Genomic DNA, 23,887 nt, shown 5'->3' with positions numbered 1-23,887 from the left:
CTCCAATACTTATATCTACAATTTTATTCGTATTTAATCAAATCGAAATCGGCAACTTTTAAGCTGATTTAACGCTAATCAACTTGGCAAACAAATCGTATTCATCTGCATCTGTAATTTCGACTTCAAGTAAATCACCAGCTTTAATCACTGACTTATCAATATCTTCGACAAAAACATTACCATCAATCTCAGGTGCATCTGCATAAGAGCGTGCAACTGCGACTGGGAATTCTTCTTCAAGATCATCGACTAAAACCGTCATGGTTTGACCAATACGACTTTGCAATTTTTCAGCAGAAATCGCTTGTTGAACTTCCATAAAACGTTCATAGCGTTGTTGCTTAATTTCTTCAGGAACATGATCAGGCAAATCGTTGGCTGTTGCACCTTCTACAGGTGAGTAGGTAAAACAACCCACACGATCAAGTTTTGCCTCTTGCAACCAATCCAATAACATTTGAAAATCTTCTTCAGTTTCACCAGGGAAACCAACGACAAATGTCGAACGAATAACCAATTCAGGACATTTTTCACGCCATAATTTTAGACGTTCCAAGGTATTTTCACTATGAGCTGGTCGCTTCATCAATTTCAAGATGCGCGGACTGGCGTGTTGAAAAGGAATGTCTAAATACGGAAGAATTTTACCTTGTGCCATCAAATCGATAACTGCATCCACATGCGGATAGGGATAAACATAATGTAATCGCACCCAAATCCCTAACTGACCGAGCGCTTCGCACATGTCATAGAATTTGGTTTTAACAGGCTGACCATTCCAAAAATCAAGCTTATATTTGGTATCTACACCATAAGCAGAAGTGTCTTGAGAAATCACCAAGACCTCTTTTACACCCGCCTTCTTTAACGCCTGTGCTTCATTTAATACAGAACCAACAGGACGTGACACAAGATCACCACGCATGCTTGGAATAATGCAGAATGTGCAACGATGGTTACAGCCTTCTGATATTTTTAAATAAGCATAATGCTTAGGTGTTAAACGAATACCTTGTTCAGGCACAAGATCTACAAAAGGATTGTGTTTAGGTGGTTCTGGAACATATTGATGGACAGCTTCCATCACATCTTGATACGCCGCCGCACCTGTCACTTTTAAGACATTTGGATGCATCTGGCGAATTTTATCTTCATCTTTACCCAAACAGCCTGTGACAATCACACGACCATTGGCGCTCATGGCTTCACCAATTGCGTCTAAAGACTCTTGTACTGCAGATTCAATAAAACCACAGGTGTTCACAACAACTAAATCAGCACCTTCATAATCTGATGCAACATCATAACCTTCAGTCTTTAACTGCGTTAAAATGCGTTCAGAATCTACCAATGCCTTAGGACAACCTAAAGATACAAAACCGACTTTGGGGGACTTCATGAATCTGCGCTCCACTATAATCCGCGTATTGTATGACTTTTCAAGAGATAAAAACAGGTGGAAACTGCACTCTTTGTATAATGCACCAAAATACATCCAATCAAATAATTAAATTACTACAATGCACTATTTTGGAACAATATGATGATAGCGTAATATGAATGCTAGTTTTTACACTTGAATAAAGCGCAGTAAATGCGCAATTTTTATCATTCATGTAAGAAAACTGCGCAACATATAAAAGTTGGCGTACATCTTGCTTTATATCAGCACGATTTATACCGATTCAATCCCCTTGTTCGGGAAAATAGAAAACGAGGTGCAGATGCCATTGCGCTATTTAAAGACAGGAAAGCTCTGCTAATGGATCAATACCCAACAATTGATTATAGATTGCTTGTGGATAATTTAACCACTGCAATTCTTTTGGTCGATTGTAATTTAAATATTTTTTATCTTAATTCATCATGCGAAGCATTGTTTGATATTAGCTTGCTTCGTGCGGCAGGTCAGCCAGTGATTAATATTTTACACGCACCAAATGACAGCTTTAATACATTGGAAGCATTAAACAACTCAATAAAAACAGGTCAAGCCTATACACGCCGTGAAGCAATTATCAATGTTAACTTTAAAGACATGCATGTTGATTATTCAGTGTCGCAGTTAAATACAGGAAGACCTTATCACCCATTACTATTAATTGAGTTAAATCCAATTGATCGGATGCTTAAAATCTCTAAAGAAGAAAACTTAATTCAACAACATCAAGTTGCACGTCAACTTATTCGAGGTGTTGCACATGAGATCAAAAATCCTTTGGGCGGAATTCGTGGTGCGACTCAACTGCTTGCTCGTAGTTTAAATGATCCACAATACGCAGAATTCACCGATATTATTATCAGTGAAGTCGATCGTTTAAGAAACCTTGCTGATACTATGCTGGGTTCGCGTCAACTTCCCAGCTACGAGTTGGTCAACGTACATGAACCGCTTGAACGTGTTCGCTCTTTAATTGTAAATCAGACCAAGAAAAAAATTAAAATCACACGAGACTATGACCTTTCATTGCCTGATGTCAAAGCAGATCGCGATCAACTAATTCAAGTAATGCTTAATATTAGTGTCAATGCGGTACAGGCGATGACTGAGAATCGTGAGTTTTTTATTGATCATCAACCTGAACTGATGTTGCGTACACGCATTCAACGTTTGGTTACGATTAATGGTGTACTAAATAAATCAGCCATTCGTATTGATATTGAAGACAATGGTCCTGGTGTCCCTGAAGAAATTTTAGAATCCGTGTTTTATCCGCTTGTGACTGGCCGTGCCAAAGGAACAGGTCTTGGCTTAAGCATCGCTCAAAATATCATGCATCAACACAATGGAATGATTGAATGCCAATCCATTCCTGGAAAAACAGTATTTAGCTTATATCTACCTTGGGAGTCTAACAATGTCGCATAATAAAATTTGGGTGATCGATGACGACCGTGCTATGCGTTGGGTCTTAGAAAAAACCTTTAAAGAGGAAGGCTTCGATGTTACCAGTTTTGAAGAGGCACAATCGGCTTTGGATCAACTTCCAAGCAATGCCCCAGACGTCATTCTCACTGATATTCGTATGCCCGGCATTGATGGTTTAACCTTCTTAGGAAAAGTCAAAGGAAGTTATCCTGATCTGCCTGTGATCATTATGACAGCACACTCAGATTTAGAATCTGCGGTATCGAGCTATCAAACGGGTGCTTTTGAATATCTTCCAAAACCATTTGATATTGACGAAGCACTTGCACTGGTGAATCGTGCCATTTTGCACATCAACAAACTGCAACAACAAGAATCGGCCAAAGTCACCCCCATTCAATCTACGGAAATTATTGGTGAATCCCCTGCAATGCAGGAAGTTTTTCGTGCCATTGGACGTTTATCTCAATCGCACATTACCGTATTGATCAACGGTGAATCTGGAACAGGTAAAGAGTTAGTTGCACATGCTTTACATCGACACTCACCAAGAAGCAGCAAACCATTTATTGCTTTAAACATGGCTGCTATTCCAAAAGATTTAATTGAAACTGAATTATTTGGCCATGAAAAAGGTGCATTTACCGGTGCCAATACTCAACGCCAAGGTCGTTTTGAACAAGCCAATGGCGGTACCTTATTCTTAGATGAAATCGGTGATATGCCTTTTGAAACCCAAACACGTCTACTCCGTGTTTTGGCTGATGGTGAGTTCTACCGTGTGGGTGGGCATATTCCAGTTCGTGTTGATGTTCGTATCGTGGCAGCAACACATCAAGATTTAGAAAAATTAGTCAATGATGGGCGTTTCCGTGAAGACTTATATCATCGACTAAATGTCATTCGTATTCATATCCCTAAACTTGCTCATCGTTCTGAAGACATTCCGATGTTGGCGCAACACTTCTTGGCACGTGCGGGTAAAGAACTCGGGGTTAGTCCGAAAATTTTACGCCCAGAAACGCAAGAATATATTCAAAAACTGCCTTGGCCCGGCAATGTACGTCAGCTAGAGAATACCTGCCGCTGGTTAACTGTAATGATCACAGGCCGTGAAGTTTATCCTGAAGACTTGCCGTCTGAATTAAAACAAATTCCAATCAATAAATCTGATGATCAGGGACAAGCGCAAGCTGGTATTGACCGCATTGCGTTACATCATTGGGATGAGTTACTGGCACAATGGGCAATTCAAAAGCTTAAAAATGGTGAAATGAAAATTTTAGACATTGCCACACCAATGTTTGAACGCACTTTGATCATAGCAGCGCTTCAACAAACCCGTGGCCGTAAACGTCATGCTGCTGAACTTTTAGGCTGGGGGCGTAATACTTTAACCCGCAAACTCAAAGAATTAGGTATGGATTCTGCTGAAGATGATGAAGAGGAAGATAAAACCGTCTTAGCAGAATAATAAGCGACTCATAAATATAAAGTTTACTCCAACCATATTTCGTAAGAATATGGTTGTTTTTTATTGGCTCATAGTGAAAAATAGCCTCGTGAAATTTAAACTTTATCGTCTAGGGTAAAAATGAAGAAAACTGTTGTTGCAATTGGCTTACTTTCTATTTTTAGTGTTGCTTGCTCTAAAAATAAACCGCATGACAGTTCTGAACATCAAGCAGAAGCACCAGCGATTAAAAAAGCACATAAAGTAGCTAATTCAGATGATTGTTTTAAATTAGAACCCAACAAACAGTTTACCCTGAACAACAATGAAGAAACAGAAATACAAATTGTTCCCACAACCTTCAACAATCAAAATGTGATAGCAATCGTTAGACAAGGTGCAGGTGTGCGTACAGATTATATCTACGATTTAACTGGGCGTACCATGCTTGCAAACTTGGATTATGGTATTGCCGCACTCGGATCAAATCCAAATGATGTGCTGGTAAAAACCACTTACCAAGCCCCGCTCCCAACATTCCCATCTAATCTTAAACCACAGCAAAAATTCCAGATGACTTATAACGCGGTTATTGAATCGCAAATGGATAACAATGATAAGTCTGTAAACAATAAGACGATTGATTTAGTATTTGTAGGATTTGAAGATCTGACTTTAATTGACAATGATAACAATACATTAAAGTTTGATAATGCCTGTCATTTCATTTCTCAAATTGGAGATGAAACATTGGATGAATGGTATGCTGAAGGGTATGGACAAATTAAATACGTTAAAAAGAAACAGAATGGTGACGTAAAAAGTAGCGAAGCAATTGGTGATGACCCACAACCTTAATTTAAATCAGCCAGTCAACATTTATTGACTGGCTTTGAACATTTTTATGTTCGATTTTACTTTAAAAAACCTGATACCAAATTCATAACATTTTGAATATCACCATTGGCTTCAGTGTGATCTGTTGCATCACCTTGTGGCGTCAGTGAATCAATAATTTGCGGTAATACAGTAGATATTGCGCCATACACTTCATTGGTCGGAACATTGGCTTGTTGGGCAACTTGTTCAACTTGCTGACCACCAAATAAACTCTGGATTTGCTCTACATTTACCGCTCCATTACCTTGTGACGGATCGACCCAGCTTTGAACCTGCCCACCTAAACCTGCGCCTTGCAATTTAGCTAAAGCACCTTGTAGGCCACCATTTTGTTGAATCCAACCTAAGACCAATGGCACAACTGCAATCAATAAAGAAGAGGCATTAAAGCCACCCGCTTGTGGTGCTTGTTGTTGTCCACCTGTCAAACCACCTAAAACTGAACCAAGTACGCCACCCAATCCACCTTGTGATTGTTGTTGCTGTCCCCCCAAGCCACCGAGTACTGAACCAAGTACCCCGCCCAATCCACCACCTAGCCCGCCTTGTGATTGTTGTTGTCCGCCAAGTGCTTGCTTTGCCAGAATTTCCACAATATTGGTTAAATCTGTCATGAGTTTTCCTTTTTTAAGTTTTATGAGACAAGTACAGCATACTTGGCTTTATCAGATTCACCAAAATTGGAATTGTTAAATTTTGCAATAGCTTAAGGCTAGTTTTATAGGCAAAATAAACCCACTACCAACGAAATTTATTCCAGTTTTCTGGATTGGCCCAAAACTTAGCGTTAAACCAATCTGGTACATGTTTATAGGTCAAAATATTAAATTGCCAAAGTGCAAAATCATTTTGATGTAATGTTTTATCAATCAGTTGGGTAAAACCAAGCGATCTGAGCAACCGTTCATCTTTTAGCTGACATGCGACAACAATTCGTTTTGCCAGTAAATCACGTAACTTGACCAATAACTGGGATTTCTGTAAATCGGTGATCCCAGACATTTCATCTGTATCTAAAAGTACAAATCCTAAATCATATCGTTGCGTAAAAGGCAGACTTAAAAACTCAGATACGTTAAAATAGGACCATTGAATCGAATAATTTGTTGGGTATTGCGCCAAATTTTGCCCAATACATAATGCAGTTTGAATTGGCTGTTCTTGCGATAAATCGTCTAGCATTGAAGTGATGACATTTTGCTCAGCCATAACTGCACCTTTTTTGAAGCGAGTAATTAAACATGGAACTACAAGGCATTTGTCATAAAATGCATGCAGGTCTTAAAGACCTTAGTGTAACTGATCAACAAACACATAAGGCAAATGTTGAATATAAATTTATATTAGATCGCTCAGAAACCGAGCTACCATTTAGTTTAGGCCAGGAAATCGAGATTGAAGCGACAGGAAATATTTATTGCGTTTCTTGTGGAGCTAAAACACCAAAGTCTTACTCTCAAGGCCACTGCTTTAAATGCATGAAAACCAAGGCATCTTGCGACATGTGTATCATGAAGCCTGAAACTTGTCATTATCATTTAGGTACTTGCCGTGAAGATGATTTTGCTCATGAAGTTTGCTTTCAACCGCATATTGTATATCTAGCAAATTCAAGCGCTTTAAAAGTCGGAATAACTCGTTTAGGTCAAATGCCAACACGCTGGTTAGATCAAGGTGCGACCCAAGCATTACCTATTTTAAAAGTCGGTTCGCGGCGTCTTTCTGGTCAGCTTGAAGTCATGTTTGGAACGCAGGTTGCGGACAAAACGGATTGGCGTAAACTGCTTAAAGGTGAAGCTGAACCGATTGATCTAATTGAAATTCGTAATGAATTGATTCAAGAGTTTTCCCCAAAGATTCAAAGTATTCGCAATGAGTTTGCGCAAAATCTTGAGTTTAATGAAACGGTCGAATTGTTAGAAAATGAATTACCCCGTGAATTCATCTACCCTGTCGACATTTATCCTGAAAAAGTTAAATCACACAATTTAGATAAAACCCCAATCATTCGGGGCAAGCTACAAGGAATTAAAGGCCAATACTTGATTATGGATACCGGTGTCATCAATATTCGTAAATATACAGGTTATGAACTTAAAGTTCGGGCGGAATAATTTTTCACACCCAAACCCAGAAATTGATTTATACATACTCCTCTTTATCTTAGATTTAGAGGAGTTTTTATTGGTTAAAGGTTTTCTATATCCAACCTGTCAAAAAACTTAGACAAAAGAATATAATTTCTCCTAATTAATATTTTTAATTAAATCAATTAGATGAAATAAACAAATTGTTTGTTTAAAAAAACCGCAATGCCACACCTTTCATTCAAGGTTTAAATACCTTTGCGTAGGCGATCCCCCACTAACTTGATGGAAATCACTGGTTTGAATAATTAGATGCTTTGACAATAGGGCGATTAATAAAAATTTCCAGCAACTCGATAAGCAAACGGATATTTGCTTAATCAGTTGTTAGCGTTAAAAATCAAGCTGTTAAAATTGCTAAAATCGCCTGAGCCGGATCTTCACTATTTCCAGCCAAAAGTTGTTTGTGCATGGTGATTAATTGCATCACCTGAATTTGTGCAGTTTCAATATTCATTAATTTTTCAATTTGATTGGCCAAATTTTCTGATGTCGCATCTTGTTGAATAAGCTCTTGAATCACTTTTTTGCCCGCAATAATATTCGGCAATGAATAATACGGAATTTTCACTAAAAATTTAGCAATTACATAAGTTAACCAATTCAACTTATAAAAAGTCACCATTGGACGATGTAACAATAATGCTTCAAGTGTCGCTGTCCCCGATGCCAAAGCCACAATATTGGCAGCATTCATGACCTGACGACCAATTTTTGATTCTTTATCGGTATTTTCCAGTAAATGAATTTTTGCGACTAAGTCACTTGGATAATGCTTTAATAATTCCTGAATTTGCTGTTTGCGTAACTCATTAATTGCAGGAATTAAAAACTGATAATCTGGATATTTTTGATAAAGAATTTTTGCTGCATCCAAAACCAACGGCCCAAGTCGTTCAATCTCACCGCGCCGACTTCCTGGTAACAAGGCAATATGCTTTTGACTGATATCTAAACCAAGCTCTTGCTTTGCATCCAAAATTGGATTTTGTAATGGCAATTGACCTGCCAATGGATGTCCAACAAAGGCTGCGGGTACGTCATATCGTTGATAAAAGCCTTTTTCAAAAGGAAATAGACAAAGCACCAAATCTATACTGGCCTTGATGCCATGTACCCGTCCTTGTCGCCAAGCCCATACAGATGGACTGACATATTGCACCGTTTTAATCGGCAAATTTTTCTGTTTTATGCTTTTTGAAAGGCGTAAGTTAAAGTCTGGTGCATCAATACCGACAAAAACATCTACGGGATTGGCAGACCATTTCTCGACCAGACCATCACGTACAGCAAATAATTTTTTTAAATCCTTAAGTACTTCAACAATCCCCATCACAGATAAAATATCCATTGAATAAAAACTGTTAAATCCTTCTGCAATCATTTGAGGACCACCAATCCCTTCAAATTCAGCATCAATACCCTGTTCACGAAAACTACGAATAAGTTTTGCGCCTAAAGTATCCCCTGATACCTCACCTACGACAATTCCAATTTTAAGCTTTCGATTTTGCAAGATATTCTTCCTGATCAGCACTATAAGCGCATCATAGCATATTCATAGGATTTAATCGTGAATACTCAAACTGGATGCTGGCTTGGAAAATGGGGAAATTTATATAACAATTCATCTAATTTTCTATCGTTATTTTATTTTCTATTTATATTTTCAATTGCACGACTATTGTAAGCCCACCTCACTAACAATAAACTAAGCAATAATTATTATCATTTAAGATAAGCAATGCTAAATCCTCTCCCACACAGTTTTAAGTTCTCTATTCTTAGTTTAGCGGTACTCATTGCCCAGCAGAGTTTTGCTGAAGATATTGAAAATCTACCCACAATTTCAGTTCAAGCCACAGCTGATCAAACTGAATTAAGCTCCGAACAATCAAAATCTTATATCGTTAAAAAATCTGCAAGTGCTGCCAAGCTGAATATTCCTGTCAAAGAAACACCACAAACAGTGAATGTTGTTACACGTCAGCAATTAAATGATTTTGCACTCAATAGTGCACGTGAAGCTTTAAGTAATACCCCAGGTATTACTGTCAGCAGTCAAGAAACCGAACGTTCAACCTACACTGCCCGTGGTTTTGAAATATCAAATATTTTAACAGATGGCGTTGGCTTCCCTTCTAGCAGCTACAATTATAATAATACCAATCCTGATACATATTTTTATGATCGTATTGACGTGATTAAAGGTGCAGATGCCTTAACCAATGCTTTTGGTGATCCAAGCGCAACAATCGATTATATCCGTAAGCGTCCTACTCAAGAATTTCAAGCCAATGCTGGGCTAAGTTATGGCTCTTGGAATACCCAACGCTATGAAGCAGATGTTTCAGGTGCATTAAATAAAGAAGGCAGCATCCGCGGACGTTTGATGGGTTATGAGCAAACTGGAGATTCTTATCTAGACCGTTATTCATCTGAGAAAAATGGATTTTCTGGCATCATTGATGCGGATTTAAGTGATAGCACGTTATTAACTGTCGGTTATAGCCAACAACAGAATAAACCTAATGCAAATAATTGGGGTGCTTTACCACTTCTCGGTGCAGATGGGAAACAACTTTCCTATGAGCGTAATTATAATCCCAATCCAGATTGGACATATTGGGATAATAAGTCACAAAATGCTTTTGCTGAGTTAAAGCAAAAAATTAATGACAAGTGGACAGCTAAGCTGAGTTATAACTACACCCAAACCGACCATAACAGTAACTTACTCTATTATTTCGGTTATCCTGATCAAAATGGAGCAGGTGTAGCCCTCACCGCTTGGGGCGGAAAAGAAAGTCTAAAAAGTCATTTTGCCGACTTAAATCTACAAGGCTCATATTCATTATTTGGCCGTGAACACGAAGCGACACTGGGTTATAGTTATCTACAAAATAAACAGTATGATCAACAGACGTCAGGCACAATTAATGACAGCAATATCAATAATAATCAAACCACAGACTGGGCAAGCTGGACACCTCAATCAGTCACTTGGTCAGCATTTAGTGATGCGGCAAACTATACCCAAAAGCTCAATTCTGTATATGCGGCAACACGACTACACTTAAACGATGATTTGAAACTTTTACTCGGTTTAAATTATGTTCAAGCTAAAAGTGAAGGTGAAAGTTACGGTTCATCAATGGCCTATGATGAAAACAAAGTATCTCCTTATGCTGGCATTACCTATAACTTTAGCCCTGAATACACAGGTTATCTAAGCTATACCTCTATTTTCCGCCCACAATCTGGAGTGGGTACTGATAATAAAGCACTCAAACCAGTTGAAGGTGAAAGCTATGAGGCAGGTATTAAAAGTTCATGGCTAGATGACAAACTCACTGGAACTTTGGCGGTGTTTCGAACAGAACAAAGTAATTACCCTTTGCGCAATTCAGATGGAAATATTCTCAATCGAAAAGTTGAAACCAGTGATTTACGCTCTCAAGGGGTAGAAGTTGGTTTGGCTGGGCAATTAACAGATCACTTAAATATTGCATTTGGTTATAGCCAATTTAGCTTAAAAGATTTAAAAAATGGTGGAGAGGCTCGTACTTACAACCCGAACCAAACCATTAATCTTTTAACGACTTATACTATTCCTGCTATACCTAAACTGAAAATTGGTGCAGCTTTACAATGGCAAGAGGCGACTAAGCAGTATGATTCTTCGGTAAAGAGTACAATTACCCAAGATGCTTATGCTTTAGTGAATATGATGAGCAGCTATGACTTGAATAAGCATATTTCGCTACAGGCAAATGTAAACAACGTGACAGACAAAAAATATTTATATAGCTTTCCAGATGGTCAGGCTTTTTATGGCCCATCTACAAACTATAGTGTTGCTGTAAAATTTAAATACTAATCTGAACTCGCCTTAATCTTTTTATGATTAAGGCGTTTTCAATTGCAAGAAAGTGATCGTTATGCAGATTGTGCTCTACCCTTTATTAGTGCTCTTTCGTTTTATACTGGCTTTTGGTATGGGCTATCTGTGCAGTTATTTAGTATCCTTAACTTTAATTGACGTGTTTTATCCTTATTTTGCCAAGGCTGAATCTATTTATTTGGCAGCATTTAGCGCACTTATTTTTTACATTTTTTTTGTGATTCTAAGCTTTTGTATTCATTCTTTAAAGAAGCTTACGCTGATCAGCCTAGCTCTGGTCGCTACTTTTTTCCTATTTTCCAAGTTTATAGGTTAACTCATGCATAAATCTGTTCGTCAATCTATGGCATGGTTACACTCTTGGATCGGGCTTACCTTCGGCTGGCTGTTATTTGCAATTTTTTTGACAGGTTCTGCAACATATTATCGCCATGAAATTAGTATGTGGATGCAACCACAATTCGCAAGTATGCAAATCAAACAGGAATCCGCTATACAGTCTGCGTTTGCTTATTTGCAAAAAAATGCCCCAGATGCAAAAAGTTGGTATATCGGCGTTGCAAATCAGAATACCCCTGCAAATAAAATTTATTGGCAAAAAGCCGATGGTGGTTATGAAAGTAAAACTTTAGATGCCAATACAGGTAAAGAATTGAGTCTTTCTGCCACACAAGGCGGTGATTTCTTCTATGGGTTTCATTATCAGCTTTATGGAATGCCTTACTCGATTGGTCGTTTGATTGTCACCTTTGCAGCGTTAATTATGTTTATAGCCTTGATTTCAGGCATTATTACCCATAAAAAGATATTTACAGATTTCTTTACCTTAAGAGTATTTAAAGGTCAGCGTTCATATTTAGATTTTCATAATGTAAGTTCGGTAATAGCATTGCCCTTTTTCTTAACCATTACATTTACCGGCTTAGCGATCTTTTTCTATCTGCTTTTCCCCGCAGGGATGAAAAAAGCCTATCCAGATAATCCATATCAGTATTTTGATGAAATTCGCCATGTTTCAACTGCAAACAAGGCTCAACACGCACAGCCGAAGAATATGTTATCTATTCAACATTTCCTGCAACAAACCCAACAGCAATGGGGAAAAACTAATATTGATAACATTACCGTAGATCAACCCAATACACAGCTTGCTAAGCTAACGATTACTGCCTTAGAAGATCATTCGATTACTCGTAATCAAGCACAACTTAGCTTTAATGGCGCTACAGGTGGTTTAATTGGGAATACCCGTAATAACAGTGCAATTGCAACATTAAATGCCAGTATGTACGGACTGCATATGGCGAATTTTGCCCAACCTTTATTGCGTTTAGGCTTATTTTTCTCTGGCCTCTTAGGTTGTGCAATGATTGCTTCTGGCTTATTGCTCTGGAGTTTAAAACGACAATTACAAAAGAAAAATGATCATTTTCACGTTGGGCATTATCTGGTAAACCGACTCAATACCACGATGATTATTGGTTTACCCATTGCGATGTTGGGTTATTTGTATGCCAATCGTTTTGTACAACTTCAATCAGATACACCGAATTATGAAGTCTATACATTTTTTACTTTGTGGTTATTCAGTTTTATTATTGCGCTCTGCACAAAACAACAATACCTCTGGAAAACTCAGCTCAAGCTGCTAATTGCCATGACATTAGCCTTGCCTATTTTAAATGTCTATTATCTGATTTCTAATCAATATATTCATTCATTACAGGACTATTGGTTATTTTTACGTGTGGACTTAATGATCTGGTTATTTGCCATTTTAGCGATTTTTTTACATCAAAGAATCACACCGATTCAAAACAAAGCTGTGGCGAAGATCAAGAAAAAGCTAGAACAAAAACAATCACAGGAATCTGTATCATGATATTGGCATTTGCATTTCTCCTGATCCTGATTGCCAGTTATAGCTTATATTTGATCAGTTCAAAGCAGATCACCAAGACTCAGAAAAGTAAATTATCTGTTTTAGCGCAACATGTGAAACTGGTAAAAGTTATCGCGTTTGCGTTGATCATCTCGGCTTTATTTTTATTCAGTGTAAATTATGGCAATAGCATCTCTTTTGTGGCCTTATGTATACTGAGTAGCCCAATACTGTTTGGATTGATACTCTTTGTAAATGACTTAAAACCCAAAATTAAAAAGTAGACATCTAGCGTTTTAATACTGCTATCTAAGTTTGATTAGTTTTTTAGGATGCTCAATGGCGAAGCTATAATTCATTGGGCAATCCTGATTGAACCGATAAATTTTTTTAACAAGGTTTAGGCGCAATATAAATCGTTTTTATTCGATATAAATAACTGGTGTATTTCCACGAAAAATACACAATCTACATTACACCGCTATTCTCCCAATTTCTGCAGAATTTGTCTTAAAATAATTTAAGCTGTTCAGGTTGTAACTGCATTTCAATATTTTACAATTTAATCAATCTATAAAATTTCCCCGAGGATTTTATGTTGCTGCAATGGTTTGATTCAATTTTAATTTACAATCAATGATTTAAAAAATTTAAACAAATCTTAGTGCAATAAATAGCGTAAAATTATTTTTATTTATTTCAATTTTTTGATGATATTGAAAATAATTATATTTTAACAATGAATGAAGCCGTGAGTGTACTCAAACTATGAAATTCCCTTTCTTAGAAATTCTGCACTCAGCTTAAATCGAAGTAGATTTTTAAAAATTAAAATAGACAGAATTAATTGATTTAAGAGCTTTTCATCATCTGTCTGTGCCTCCTTACTAACCCTAAAAGTATCTTTCTCTCAAGTATTTCATCTTCAGTAAATGACAATGAATCAACCAATAACTCTATAGGCAATGAACTATTTTCAATTAAAAAACAGTCTTGATCTGTAGACCATTCAGGAAGTATTGTAACTTTTTTACGCTTGCGCCTTTGATGCATATAAACACCTTACTTTAAAAACTATGAATTTACTTGCTCATCAACCCAAGATAAGAATTTGTATTTATTACTTATTTCAGGTGCACTCATTATTAAAATATTTTTTTTATTTCCAAACTTACCGGATACTTTATTAGAATTATTAAATTTAAAGTCAGTTTCATCTCCTTCATTTAAAGCTTTGAAATATGCAACAATTTTCTCGGACTTGGTCTTACTCTTGAAGTCCGGTGTCAAAAGTAAAAAATTATAGATCTGCTCTAAAACACACATATAGTTACTACTTTTCATAAAAACCTTAATTATAGATTATTAATGAGATAATTTACTGTAAAGAAATTAGCCAACTATAGAACAAATATATTCGATAGTTGGCTATATAAAATACTATGATTTTCCACGAGATATAAAACCAATAATTGCTAAAATAACAGCTACAACTAGTAGAATTACAGCAAAATCTTTCGATAGACCAGCAACTCCACCAAAACCTAATAAACTAGCAATTAATGCTATAACTGCAAAAATTATCGCCCAACGAAACATACATTATTACTCCTAAAATATTTAATTTTTTTTGATTTAAATAAAATTTATCTAAATCAATCTATATAAAAACCTATTCTTTATATAGCTTATCAGAAATAAAAAACCTATTTATTTCTTGATTCTTTAGTTTTGGCATAACAATCTTAATTAAAAAAAGAACTGAACAGGAAATAAGAAGCATTCCTATAACTTCAATTGAATAACTAATCATGAATAATAGACTATAAAAGCCAAAGAAAAATAAAAGACTTAAAAATACTTTTTTTAGATATAAGGTCATAATAAGACCATATAACATTGCCGAAAAGAATACATTAAACTTTTTATGTATTCCTAACTTGTCAAAAATTATGATTATTAAACATATAATTAAAACTGAGATAATAAATATAAAAAAATTTTTTAAAATTAACATTTCATTTCCTCTACTTTAGATTTAATAAAATGCTTCCCCCTTAGTAGAGCAACTAAGGGGGAAGACTACCCCAATACACCATCTATTATTATGCTCATTAATTTTATAACTTCTTATTCTAATTTAAGTGTAAGCGACCACATCTTAAACTAATATTCAGTTGTATATTAATAATAATGAACACGTATGGTGTATGAACGCAGTATATATAAATCAAAAATCCAGGCTGTAATCTCTGGCTTACATGATTGTGAGAAATTTCGTACATTTGTTTATTTTTTAACCTATTAATATTTAAAAAATTAGAATTATTTCATTTATTTTCATAAAGTTAATTTTAATAAACTATCACTTCAACACAATATATTAACAATTAGCTTAAGTAAAAGTAAAAAAAGTTTACATTACATTTTTTTTTGATCGTTTTTATTTTAAATTGGCTTCAATCCTAACTATGTTGTAAACTTTTAAAGTTACTATTCTTTCTATGTGGAAACATAAAGTTTACTAATAAAATTAAATAGTTATCACACACCATCAGTAACAAATCAAACTGGATGAATTCATAATGGAATTTGTAAGGGTTTTATACGCTAGTAAAGCGACACAAGCGCACCCTGAACTTAAATCTGATCTAATTGATATTCTTAACACTGCTGTTGATTTTAATTCTCGTCATGAGATTACAGGAGTTCTTTACTATGGACATGGATATTTTGTCCAATGTCTTGAAGGTAGCAAGAGTAAAGTTAATGATCTTTTTTATAACCGCATTTTAAAAGATCCACGTCATCAAAATTGTGAAATTCTCTATCATGAGAAATGCGATGTTGGATTATTCAAACATTGGAATATGAAATTTGCACCTGTTAACAAAAGATTAGGTGACTTTTTTCAAGAACACCATCTTGATGATTTTAACCCATTTCTTCTTTCAAGTAACACTATTCCTTCATTCATAGACCTTTTAGCTTCGGAGTATGCTCATGAACCATATAATTTTGAAATCGATGAGTAATTCATTAGTCTATTTTGAAAACGTTAATTTAGATGATAAATCATGATTCGTTTGTGCTACGCAAGTACAAGAAATGAATCAACTAATGACCTCATAGAAGATTTAAATGATATTTTGAATACTGCTCGAGATTTTAATTCGAAAAACAATGTTTTTGGTGTGCTTTACTATGCTAATAACTTTTTTTTCCAGTGTCTTGAAGGTGAAAGATCAACTGTACTAGAGCTATTCCATAACATTAGAAATGACGCTAGGCATAAAGATATTATTGAATTCAAAAATGTAGAAATTGACCAAATTAGTTTTAAAAACTGGTCAATGAAATATGTTCAAAAGTGCTCAAAAGCAGAGGTCTTCTTTAATCGTTTAGGTTACGACTCGTTCACTCCTACTGCTTTAACCGAAGACAATTTAGATGCCTTCTTAAATGAACTCTTAAATGAAAAGCAGACTCGGCTTCGAAAGCGAGTTGGTTTAAACCAACGTGGAATATCTAATTTTCTTTAATAAAAAAAGACGAACGTAAGTTCGTCTTTTTTACAAAAATTTATAGCTTAACAGAATGACTTGTTCCAAGCTGCTCTGTTTCACGTGATATTGACGCTTTTGCTACTTTGAAAAGAGTTACAAATTTTCCTGCACCTTTCCAGTATTGTGCACCATTACATATTACACGTACTAATTGAATATTTGGATCCGACTTTCCTTGTTCAAAAAAAGTTCCATACGAAGCGGAGGACCACAATTGATCAAGCACCTCTTAATCTTGGACACATTCTGCAATTCCATTAATTGAGACATAATCATTTTTTAAATTTTCCAATTTTAACATTCTCATGTAAATTGAAATACCAATATCTCCTCAATATAAAAATTTAAATAGTTTCTTAGTGTTAATTAAATATTTTAATTATATGATAAAAAATTATTATTCATGAATAATTTATTTTTTTGTTATCATTGATGCTTACAACTTTGAACTGGTAATCTTTATGAGTAATATTTTGATTTACCACAGCACGGTCTAATTGATCCCACAATTCAAAGTGAAAAAAATCAGAAGTTTCAGAGTAAATCCAAAACCATAAAATAGACCTATCCTTTTTTATAGGGTCATAAGTGGTATCTTTAACTTTTACCAATTTATGTAAATGAAAATTTTCATCTTGAAGTACTATTTCTTGAATATCCAATAGAAGATTTCCGTCGATCTTAATTGATTAGGAATATAACATTTTTTTAATTTTTTTTTAAATATGGTTTCAGATAAAATATGTAAACTAATTTTTCTTAATTTTGTTCAATGTACTGATATTAAATATCAATTAACTCTCATTAAATTATTTTATCCAATTAATTTTTATATATTAAATAACTAACCAATAAATTATTGTAATACAATTAAAAACGAAATTTAAAATTTATAATAAATTGATTAACTCATGTGCTCAAACTATCAAACTCCAAAAATAACAGCATTTGTTCAATTAGGAATCGAACTCAATGCAATGGATTATCCTTTAAAGTCACACGTTTATCCGTTATACCCTGCTCCAATTATTATGAAAGAGTTTAACCTAGATTTATGAAGATTTGCACTAATTCCAAAATGGGCTGATGATACAAAGTTAGGGACACACCTATAATACTTGAACTGAAACTATAGTTGAGAAGCCTAACTTTCGACATGCTTGACTTATAGCAAGTTTTACTTTGTGCCGGTTCAAGAATTTGATGATCTCAAGTGCATCGATGGTAAAAGCCATTTGTACAGAATTCACCGTAAGAACGACTACCATTCGCTGTTGCAGAAACTCACGATGATTAGTTAATTAAAAAATAATAATATTTTTTCAATGATTACAATCAATTCTGACAATCATCCTTTCATGAAGCAATTTTATGCGCCTACCGATGAAAAAAGATCAATCATAGTCATATCAAGAGAATATCGAAAAGACTGCTTGAATATTGATAAAGAAAATGCACACGAAAATTTCTTTGAAATGCGTGATGATTTTCCGCTTTCCCTCGTGAACACTCATCTGAAGTAGCCAAACAAAGTGACCTTTTTTAAATTAAGACTGTTTATCCACATAGTTTAAATTTGAAATTAAAAACTATTACATTTAATATCTTGAATACGTAACTTATTCAAGTGGTATTTTTTATGAATATTGAATTAAATTCAAAATTATCGAAAGCTAAACTTCAAAAGCTTAAAGATGCAAGTCTAGATCACTTGAAAAGCTCTAAAGTTATTGATATCAGAGCACATTCATCTAAATTAAAATGTCCATCTGACCTATATAGAATATCGTCATTTCAGGCAATCACTAAGTATTCTATTCCATTAGTTTTAAATAAAATTACTGCAGATTCCTCCTCAGTATTTGAGAATTATATAGACAAAACTGTTGACATGGATGATCTGCTTATTTCAAATAAGGAAGCTACATTCATTGTTCAAGTTGAGTCGTATTCGATGAAAGACATTGGAATTGATATCACTGACTATTTGATTGTCGATAGAAGTATTCGATCACAGCACCAAGATATTGTTATCGCATTCATTGACAATGATTTCACTGTGAAAAGAATGATGATTACACAACGGATGTCACATGATGAATTGTTTAATATTTTTCATAATGAAAATGATCTTAGAAATTTGCCTGCAGTGTGGCTCAAACCTGAGAATATTGAGTACAAACCAATCCTCCCCCGCAATGAACAAGAATTAGTAATTTGGGGTGTTGTCACCAAAATTATTAAGAACTTTAAATGATACATGAAGAAAAGATATTTGTTCTTATTGATATCAATAATTGCTATGTCTGGTGTGAGCGTTTCTTTAACCCGAAGCTAAATAATGTCTTGGTGATAGTTTTATTAAATAACAATGGTTGCGCAGTAGCTCGAAGTAACTAAGTCAAGGCTATGGGGATTAAAATGAGCCTCCATTTTTTCAAATCAAAGATGCTGTCCAGAAAAATTGTTTTCAAGTTCCTTCAAGTAACTATGCGATATATGCTGAGATGTCACGTCGATTTCATTCATTTTTTGCCAGTTATTTCGCACCACCCGAACTCGAGATTTATTGAATTGATGAGTGTTTTCTAGATCTATCAAGTTTTAAGCATAATTATAATCTTGGTGATTGATTATCGCCAAGGAATGCACGAACGTATTCAACAATGAAGCGGATTGCCTGTCTCAGTATGAATTGGTTCCAACAAAACAGAAGCAAATATCGCTAATCAGAAAGCAAAAAAGGGAAAGCGATTTAATGGAGATTATGATTTAGCAAGCATGGCACAGAAACATCCTGATTACTTGTGTTTGTTTATAGAAGTAGGTGAAAATATGAAATGTTGCTAGAAAACAAATGCTTGAAAAAAATAGCCCTTACATTGAAGGACTACTTTTTCGAGCATCTGTTAACGTGTTACTCTTTCCCAAGCATCTTTAACTGCATGTTTTGCTTCTTCCCATTTTAAACGAGACTCTCTTTTAGTCTTTTCCCATTGAAGCTTAAGATCAGCTTCAACTTCTTCAAATTTTGTTTCATAAGGATAATTGCTTCTAGAAGTGTACCCTAGTTGATAGGCATCACGATAATCACGATCGTAATCTACATTATCATATAAGTTAACCGTGTCTTTAAAGTAAGGCCGCGTATTATAAGTCTCACGCCAATAAACATCCTCATCTGTTGGATTTACAGCTTCAGAAATACTTTTCCCTGCTAATCCTCCAACAACTGCTCCTACTACTCCCCCGACTGCAGCACCTACAGGTCCGCCAACGGCTCCAATAGCTACACCACTTGCTGCGCCACCTGCTGCACCAACACCTGTGCCAATTGGGTGAGCTCCTGGCTCACCTGAAATAGGGTCAGCATTTAGTTGCTTACGTTGTTCTTTACTCATATTTTGAACAACTTCATTATCTATATTAGAATTTGACATATTTAATCCTCTATTTGACAAAAATTATTAATCCAGATACTCAGTCAACGATAATCATCCTAGATTAATTATTTTCATTCAATATTACTATTTGTTATAGTTTGAAGAACAGTTTGTATAAAACAGAATTAAGTAAATTAAAATAAAACATGTTCAAAACCACAGCACTGTTGAATATTATCGTTTTTAAAACTTCTTAAATAAAAAACATTAAATTACAATATAAAACACTAAAACCTCACTTTGATAAATTAAAAATAAATAATTATAAAACATAAAGTTAAAATAAAATATCTCAACAACATCATTAAAACCAAAGCGAATAATCATATACTTCTCAATAAAATTTTTAAATTATAATTGCATCACAAAAAATAAAGAAACCAAATATAATATATCAAAGCAAGTGAGAAAAAAATCACATTACCATTAGTTTTATATCTGTTTACAAATATAATTTTTTAAATTAAATAACTCTTTAAACCTTACATTCTTAACCCAATAAAACTTAAAGCTTAAAAATACTTACATCATTATCTTTTTTTAAGTTTTAGACTGGTATCTCAACTTGAACAATAAATAGGCAAACATTATGAGTAACGTTAATGCTAACGATATTAAAGAACATGCTTCAGTAATTGCTTCATGTGGTACACAGATCGGTAAAGTCGATCATCTTGAGGGAAAAGATTCCATTAAATTGACACGAAGTGATGATGAACATAATGAACATCATCTGATTCCATTAAGTTGGGTGAGTGAAATTAAAGATGGAAATGTAATTTTGAATAAAAATTCAGAAGAAGTAAGAAATCAGTGGCAAACATTGTAGGCTTTACCTAAATTAATTTGCTATTTCAAAAATGCCAATCAATTTGATTGGCATTTTTATCATCATTATATTACCGATTCCCACATAATCATTGCATGAGTCAGAATTCCCCTTATTAGTATTAGTTCATTTTGAATTGTACTTCAAGCAACAGTTATCAAATGTATTCGACATTACCATTTTTTCGCAAATTAACATGGTTTGATATATCAATTGATCTTAAGTTTGAAATAGTTAACTTAGCAATTGCAAATTTCTGTATCTGCTTCAAAGTATTTATTTTTGAGATAATATATACACCTTTTACTTCTTCTAAATATTTTTATAACATTTCCTAAACTCATTTTTATCAGATCAGAATGACCATTTAATATATTAGGATTAAGGTTAATCGCTTTTTTACGATCTTCAATCCATTTTTCTGCTATTCTACGAGGGTTAAATGTTTTGCTTTCAATGAAAACTAGATAGACTTTTCTGTTAGTTCTAATTCCAGCTCGATAACGAATAGTGCCATCGGTAAGACTTCTTTGTCTAATTGAACCCATAATTATTTACGCCATTCCTACTTTATTAATTATGGCGTAAATATTGGCGTAATAAACTTATTATTCACATAGGTTTTCACATGTTCAAAACTAAACTTGCATCTCATGTAAGATCTTGTTTAGAAAGTAAATTTTTGCAAACTCATAATTGTTAAAGTAATTCACATAAAGTTAGGTAAACTATGCTGCAATGGTTTGAAAAGTTAGTAGATCCATATCCGTCGAAAGGTTTAAACGAACCATTATCCACTAAGTTCTTTCCATTTGTTTGGCAAGCTGCGACTGGTGTTAAGCGTTATTTATTGATTTTAATATTATTCACTGCTGCAACAGCATCTTTTGAAGCCTTATTCTTTTCACAAATCGGACATTTAGTCGATTGGTTGACTCAGTCAAAACCTCAAGACTTTTTAGTGAATCATCGTGAAAATTTGATCTTTTTAAGCTGTATTTTATTGGCAAATATCTTTTTTGCCAGTATGCAATCTATTATCAGACATCAGATTTTATACAGTAGTTTTCCAATGCGTTTGCGTTGGAGATTTCATAATCTTATGTTACGCCAAGGCTTAGACTTCTTTCATAATGACTTTGCAGGTCGTTTATCTGCAAAAGTTATGCAGACAGCGCTAGCAGTACGTGAGTTTTGGGTGATTTTAGGCGATATGGTGACTTATGTTGTCATCTACTTCATCACCATCAGTATAGTATTGGGCTCAATTTCCCCTATTCTATTGATTCCACTTTTATTGTGGTTGGCACTGTTTGTGAGTGCAGCATTATTTTACATTCCAAGATTAGGACGAATATCTAAAGAACAAGCCGATGCGCGTGCGGTGATGACCGGACGAGTAACAGATGCCTATACCAATATTCAGACAGTGAAACTTTTTGCCCATGCTGGCCGTGAAAGTCAATATGCAAAAGAATCAATGAAAGAATTTATGCGTACTGTGTTCAAACAAATGCGTTTAGGCACTGCATACGAACTTTGCATCAATTTGCTGACCGCCGTTTTATTCTTTGGAGTTCTAGGCACTGCTGTTTGGTTATGGTTACAGGGGCAAGCCGCGATTGGTGTCATTGCGGCAACAACAGCCATGATTCTTAAACTCAATAGTATGGCTGAATTTATGATGTGGCAAACCTCTGCCCTGTTTGAAAATGTCGGAACAATTCAAGATGGTATGCAAACCTTAGGCCGTCAGATCAATATCCAAGACAAAGAAGATGCCAAACCACTTGTTGTGACTGAAGGCAGTATTAAATTTAGTGATGTCACATTTGCCTATAATAGCAAAAAAATAATTGATCACTTCAACTTAAACATTCAACCAGGTGAGAAAATTGGTATTGTTGGACGTTCTGGTGCGGGAAAATCCACCTTAATTCAATTACTTCTACATTTTTATACCATTAATGAGGGAAAAATTACCATTGATAGTCAAAATATTGAGGAAGTCACTCAAGACAGTTTAAGAAAAAATATCGCGCTTGTTACCCAAGATACCTCGTTGCTACATCGTACAGTTGCGGAAAATATTAAATATGGTCGTCCTGATGCGACTGATGAAGAAATGTATGAAGCAGTAAGAAAAGCCAAAGCAGATGAGTTTATTCCACAACTTTCAGATTTAAGAGGTCGTACTGGCTATGATGCTTATGTTGGTGAGCGTGGAGTAAAACTGTCGGGTGGTCAACGTCAGCGTATTGCCATTGCACGTGTATTTTTAAAAGATGCGCCAATTTTAATCTTAGATGAAGCAACCAGTGCCTTAGACTCCGAAGTTGAAGCTGCAATTCAATCAAGCTTAGATGAGTTAATGCAAAAGAAAACCGTGATCGCGATTGCCCATCGTCTTTCAACCATTGCACAAATGGATCGTTTGATTGTGCTAGATCAAGGTCAAATTGCAGAACAAGGCACCCATGAAGAGCTTATTGCACAAAATGGTATTTATGCGCATTTATGGCATAGGCAGACGGGTGGTTTTTTAGTTGAACCTGAACAGAAAACCACTGAAGATGAAGACTCAACAGTCAGCGCTTCATAAATAAAGCGTTTAAATAGCCAAATTATAAAAACCACGTTAAAAATAGCGTGGTTTTTTATTGCGTCTATTCTATTGATTAAGCATACATCATAGCCTTATTTGGATATATTTTAGCTACAACATGCAGTTCAATGATTATATTTTTAGAATCAAGAATTAATCGGCTTGACGAGGCAACAGAATTGATTATTTTGATATGATTAAGTACCCTCCATCATTTGTACTCAAATTATTACTTATGTTATTGCAATATTTAAACTAGTATATAAAAACAGTACTCTTGAGCTTT

Annotated in this window: 23 protein-coding genes and 1 pseudogene; 14 read left to right on the top strand and 10 right to left on the bottom strand. The window is 34.8% G+C overall.

Features of this window, described 5'->3' with window-relative positions; all coding sequences use genetic code 11:
- Positions 1-58: 58 nt before the first annotated feature.
- The gene (rimO, locus tag WFN33_RS00465; RefSeq protein WP_336950798.1) at positions 59-1,402 is read right to left on the bottom strand and encodes a 30S ribosomal protein S12 methylthiotransferase RimO; all 1,344 of its coding nucleotides are present in this window, start codon (positions 1,400-1,402) and stop codon (positions 59-61) included.
- A gap of 363 nt (positions 1,403-1,765) precedes the next feature.
- Between rimO and glnL the strand changes: the two genes are divergently transcribed.
- From glnL to WFN33_RS00450, 3 genes are all read left to right on the top strand, one after another.
- Positions 1,766-2,872 (top strand): nitrogen regulation protein NR(II), encoded by a 1,107-nt coding sequence (gene glnL, locus WFN33_RS00460; RefSeq protein WP_336951463.1) that lies wholly within the window; start codon positions 1,766-1,768, stop codon positions 2,870-2,872.
- Positions 2,862-4,346 (top strand): nitrogen regulation protein NR(I), encoded by a 1,485-nt coding sequence (gene glnG, locus WFN33_RS00455; RefSeq protein ID WP_004822147.1) that lies wholly within the window; start codon positions 2,862-2,864, stop codon positions 4,344-4,346. Before glnL ends, glnG begins: the two co-directional genes overlap by 11 nt.
- 120 nt (positions 4,347-4,466) lie before the next feature.
- Positions 4,467-5,183, top strand: a complete 717-nt coding sequence (locus tag WFN33_RS00450) for a hypothetical protein (RefSeq protein ID WP_336950797.1) — start codon at positions 4,467-4,469, stop codon at positions 5,181-5,183.
- 56 nt (positions 5,184-5,239) lie between these two features.
- Here WFN33_RS00450 and WFN33_RS00445 read toward each other — a convergent pair whose 3' ends face one another.
- Together WFN33_RS00445 and WFN33_RS00440 are read right to left on the bottom strand one after the other, a co-directional pair.
- Positions 5,240-5,839: a YidB family protein gene (locus WFN33_RS00445; RefSeq protein WP_096734314.1), complete on the bottom strand. Its 600-nt coding sequence runs from the start codon at positions 5,837-5,839 to the stop codon at positions 5,240-5,242.
- Positions 5,840-5,963: 124 nt separating this feature from the next.
- Positions 5,964-6,434, bottom strand: a complete 471-nt coding sequence (locus tag WFN33_RS00440; RefSeq protein ID WP_336950796.1) for a DUF6231 family protein — start codon at positions 6,432-6,434, stop codon at positions 5,964-5,966.
- Between the two features lie 32 nt (positions 6,435-6,466).
- On the opposite strand from WFN33_RS00440, the gene WFN33_RS00435 reads away from it, so the two are divergent.
- Positions 6,467-7,339: a DUF2797 domain-containing protein gene (locus tag WFN33_RS00435; protein WP_336950795.1), complete on the top strand. Its 873-nt coding sequence runs from the start codon at positions 6,467-6,469 to the stop codon at positions 7,337-7,339.
- A gap of 373 nt (positions 7,340-7,712) precedes the next feature.
- On the opposite strand, the gene lpxB is transcribed toward WFN33_RS00435, so the two are convergent.
- Positions 7,713-8,888 (bottom strand): lipid-A-disaccharide synthase, encoded by a 1,176-nt coding sequence (lpxB, locus tag WFN33_RS00430; RefSeq protein ID WP_336950794.1) that lies wholly within the window; start codon positions 8,886-8,888, stop codon positions 7,713-7,715.
- Positions 8,889-9,116: 228 nt separating this feature from the next.
- Between lpxB and WFN33_RS00425 the strand changes: the two genes are divergently transcribed.
- From WFN33_RS00425 to WFN33_RS00410, 4 genes are all read left to right on the top strand, one after another.
- A complete protein-coding gene (locus WFN33_RS00425) occupies positions 9,117-11,252 on the top strand; it encodes a TonB-dependent siderophore receptor (RefSeq protein ID WP_336950793.1) in 2,136 nt (711 codons plus the stop codon).
- 61 nt (positions 11,253-11,313) lie between these two features.
- A complete protein-coding gene (locus WFN33_RS00420) occupies positions 11,314-11,592 on the top strand; it encodes a hypothetical protein (RefSeq protein WP_336950792.1) in 279 nt (92 codons plus the stop codon).
- A 3-nt stretch (positions 11,593-11,595) separates the two neighbouring features.
- Entirely contained in the window at positions 11,596-13,158 is a 1,563-nt protein-coding gene (locus WFN33_RS00415; RefSeq protein WP_336950791.1) for a PepSY-associated TM helix domain-containing protein, read from the top strand.
- Complete coding sequence (locus WFN33_RS00410) at positions 13,155-13,442, top strand: hypothetical protein (RefSeq protein WP_336950790.1); 288 nt, start codon at positions 13,155-13,157, stop codon at positions 13,440-13,442. The genes WFN33_RS00415 and WFN33_RS00410 overlap by 4 nt, the downstream gene beginning before the upstream one ends.
- 790 nt (positions 13,443-14,232) lie before the next feature.
- Here WFN33_RS00410 and WFN33_RS00400 read toward each other — a convergent pair.
- Entirely contained in the window at positions 14,233-14,502 is a 270-nt protein-coding gene (locus WFN33_RS00400) for a hypothetical protein (RefSeq protein ID WP_336950788.1), read from the bottom strand.
- Between the two features lie 96 nt (positions 14,503-14,598).
- Entirely contained in the window at positions 14,599-14,757 is a 159-nt protein-coding gene (locus tag WFN33_RS00395) for a DUF1328 domain-containing protein (protein ID WP_336950787.1), read from the bottom strand.
- 986 nt (positions 14,758-15,743) lie between these two features.
- Here WFN33_RS00395 and WFN33_RS00385 point away from each other — a divergent pair.
- Positions 15,744-16,193, top strand: coding sequence for a BLUF domain-containing protein (locus tag WFN33_RS00385; protein WP_336950785.1), 450 nt, complete (start codon positions 15,744-15,746; stop codon positions 16,191-16,193).
- A gap of 39 nt (positions 16,194-16,232) precedes the next feature.
- Positions 16,233-16,700: a BLUF domain-containing protein gene (locus tag WFN33_RS00380; protein ID WP_336951462.1), complete on the top strand. Its 468-nt coding sequence runs from the start codon at positions 16,233-16,235 to the stop codon at positions 16,698-16,700.
- Between the two features lie 40 nt (positions 16,701-16,740).
- On the opposite strand, the gene WFN33_RS00375 is transcribed toward WFN33_RS00380, so the two are convergent.
- The gene (locus tag WFN33_RS00375) at positions 16,741-16,950 is read right to left on the bottom strand and encodes a pyridoxamine 5'-phosphate oxidase family protein (protein ID WP_336950784.1); all 210 of its coding nucleotides are present in this window, start codon (positions 16,948-16,950) and stop codon (positions 16,741-16,743) included.
- Between the two features lie 175 nt (positions 16,951-17,125).
- A complete protein-coding gene (locus tag WFN33_RS00370; RefSeq protein ID WP_336950783.1) occupies positions 17,126-17,386 on the bottom strand; it encodes a hypothetical protein in 261 nt (86 codons plus the stop codon).
- A gap of 249 nt (positions 17,387-17,635) precedes the next feature.
- On the opposite strand from WFN33_RS00370, the pseudogene WFN33_RS20395 reads away from it, so the two are divergent.
- Together WFN33_RS20395 and WFN33_RS00365 are read left to right on the top strand one after the other, a co-directional pair.
- Positions 17,636-18,270: pseudogene (locus WFN33_RS20395) on the top strand (SOS response-associated peptidase family protein).
- 93 nt (positions 18,271-18,363) lie between these two features.
- Positions 18,364-18,981: a LexA family protein gene (locus WFN33_RS00365; protein WP_336950782.1), complete on the top strand. Its 618-nt coding sequence runs from the start codon at positions 18,364-18,366 to the stop codon at positions 18,979-18,981.
- A gap of 652 nt (positions 18,982-19,633) precedes the next feature.
- On the opposite strand, the gene WFN33_RS00355 is transcribed toward WFN33_RS00365, so the two are convergent.
- Positions 19,634-20,164, bottom strand: a complete 531-nt coding sequence (locus tag WFN33_RS00355; protein WP_336950781.1) for a hypothetical protein — start codon at positions 20,162-20,164, stop codon at positions 19,634-19,636.
- A 592-nt stretch (positions 20,165-20,756) separates the two neighbouring features.
- On the opposite strand from WFN33_RS00355, the gene WFN33_RS00350 reads away from it, so the two are divergent.
- Positions 20,757-20,996 carry a DUF2171 domain-containing protein gene (locus WFN33_RS00350; RefSeq protein WP_336950780.1) on the top strand — a complete coding sequence of 80 codons (240 nt, stop codon included), beginning with the start codon at positions 20,757-20,759 and terminating at the stop codon, positions 20,994-20,996.
- Between the two features lie 239 nt (positions 20,997-21,235).
- On the opposite strand, the gene WFN33_RS00345 is transcribed toward WFN33_RS00350, so the two are convergent.
- On the bottom strand, positions 21,236-21,544 hold the full coding sequence (locus WFN33_RS00345) for a hypothetical protein (protein ID WP_336950779.1): 309 nt from the start codon (positions 21,542-21,544) through the stop codon (positions 21,236-21,238).
- A gap of 182 nt (positions 21,545-21,726) precedes the next feature.
- Here WFN33_RS00345 and WFN33_RS00340 point away from each other — a divergent pair, with 182 nt between their 5' ends.
- Positions 21,727-23,598 (top strand): ABC transporter ATP-binding protein, encoded by a 1,872-nt coding sequence (locus WFN33_RS00340; RefSeq protein WP_336950777.1) that lies wholly within the window; start codon positions 21,727-21,729, stop codon positions 23,596-23,598.
- The last annotated feature ends 289 nt before the right edge of the window (positions 23,599-23,887 follow it).

Source organism: Acinetobacter sp. AS167 (assembly GCF_037152175.1).
Taxonomy (GTDB): Bacteria; Pseudomonadota; Gammaproteobacteria; order Pseudomonadales; family Moraxellaceae; genus Acinetobacter.
The sequence above is the reverse complement of the archived record's forward strand: the minus strand, read 5'-3'. Positions and strand labels throughout refer to the sequence as shown.

Excerpts from the sequence above, each read along its gene's own strand:
- WFN33_RS00410 (WP_336950790.1), top strand. The coding sequence starts at position 13,155 with ATGATATTGGCATTTGCATTTCTCCTGATCCTGATTGCCAGTTATAGC.
- WFN33_RS00355 (WP_336950781.1), bottom strand. The coding sequence starts at position 20,164 with ATGTCAAATTCTAATATAGATAATGAAGTTGTTCAAAATATGAGTAAA.
- glnG (WP_004822147.1), top strand. The coding sequence starts at position 2,862 with ATGTCGCATAATAAAATTTGGGTGATCGATGACGACCGTGCTATGCGT.
- WFN33_RS00395 (WP_336950787.1), bottom strand. The coding sequence starts at position 14,757 with ATGTTTCGTTGGGCGATAATTTTTGCAGTTATAGCATTAATTGCTAGT.
- WFN33_RS00420 (WP_336950792.1), top strand. The coding sequence starts at position 11,314 with ATGCAGATTGTGCTCTACCCTTTATTAGTGCTCTTTCGTTTTATACTG.
- WFN33_RS00350 (WP_336950780.1), top strand. The coding sequence starts at position 20,757 with ATGAGTAACGTTAATGCTAACGATATTAAAGAACATGCTTCAGTAATT.
- WFN33_RS00425 (WP_336950793.1), top strand. The coding sequence starts at position 9,117 with ATGCTAAATCCTCTCCCACACAGTTTTAAGTTCTCTATTCTTAGTTTA.
- WFN33_RS00415 (WP_336950791.1), top strand. The coding sequence starts at position 11,596 with ATGCATAAATCTGTTCGTCAATCTATGGCATGGTTACACTCTTGGATC.
- WFN33_RS00365 (WP_336950782.1), top strand. The coding sequence starts at position 18,364 with ATGAATATTGAATTAAATTCAAAATTATCGAAAGCTAAACTTCAAAAG.
- WFN33_RS00440 (WP_336950796.1), bottom strand. The coding sequence starts at position 6,434 with ATGGCTGAGCAAAATGTCATCACTTCAATGCTAGACGATTTATCGCAA.
- rimO (WP_336950798.1), bottom strand. The coding sequence starts at position 1,402 with ATGAAGTCCCCCAAAGTCGGTTTTGTATCTTTAGGTTGTCCTAAGGCA.
- WFN33_RS00340 (WP_336950777.1), top strand. The coding sequence starts at position 21,727 with ATGCTGCAATGGTTTGAAAAGTTAGTAGATCCATATCCGTCGAAAGGT.
- WFN33_RS00385 (WP_336950785.1), top strand. The coding sequence starts at position 15,744 with ATGGAATTTGTAAGGGTTTTATACGCTAGTAAAGCGACACAAGCGCAC.
- WFN33_RS00450 (WP_336950797.1), top strand. The coding sequence starts at position 4,467 with ATGAAGAAAACTGTTGTTGCAATTGGCTTACTTTCTATTTTTAGTGTT.
- WFN33_RS00445 (WP_096734314.1), bottom strand. The coding sequence starts at position 5,839 with ATGACAGATTTAACCAATATTGTGGAAATTCTGGCAAAGCAAGCACTT.
- WFN33_RS00435 (WP_336950795.1), top strand. The coding sequence starts at position 6,467 with ATGGAACTACAAGGCATTTGTCATAAAATGCATGCAGGTCTTAAAGAC.
- WFN33_RS00345 (WP_336950779.1), bottom strand. The coding sequence starts at position 21,544 with ATGGGTTCAATTAGACAAAGAAGTCTTACCGATGGCACTATTCGTTAT.
- WFN33_RS00400 (WP_336950788.1), bottom strand. The coding sequence starts at position 14,502 with ATGAAAAGTAGTAACTATATGTGTGTTTTAGAGCAGATCTATAATTTT.
- glnL (WP_336951463.1), top strand. The coding sequence starts at position 1,766 with ATGGATCAATACCCAACAATTGATTATAGATTGCTTGTGGATAATTTA.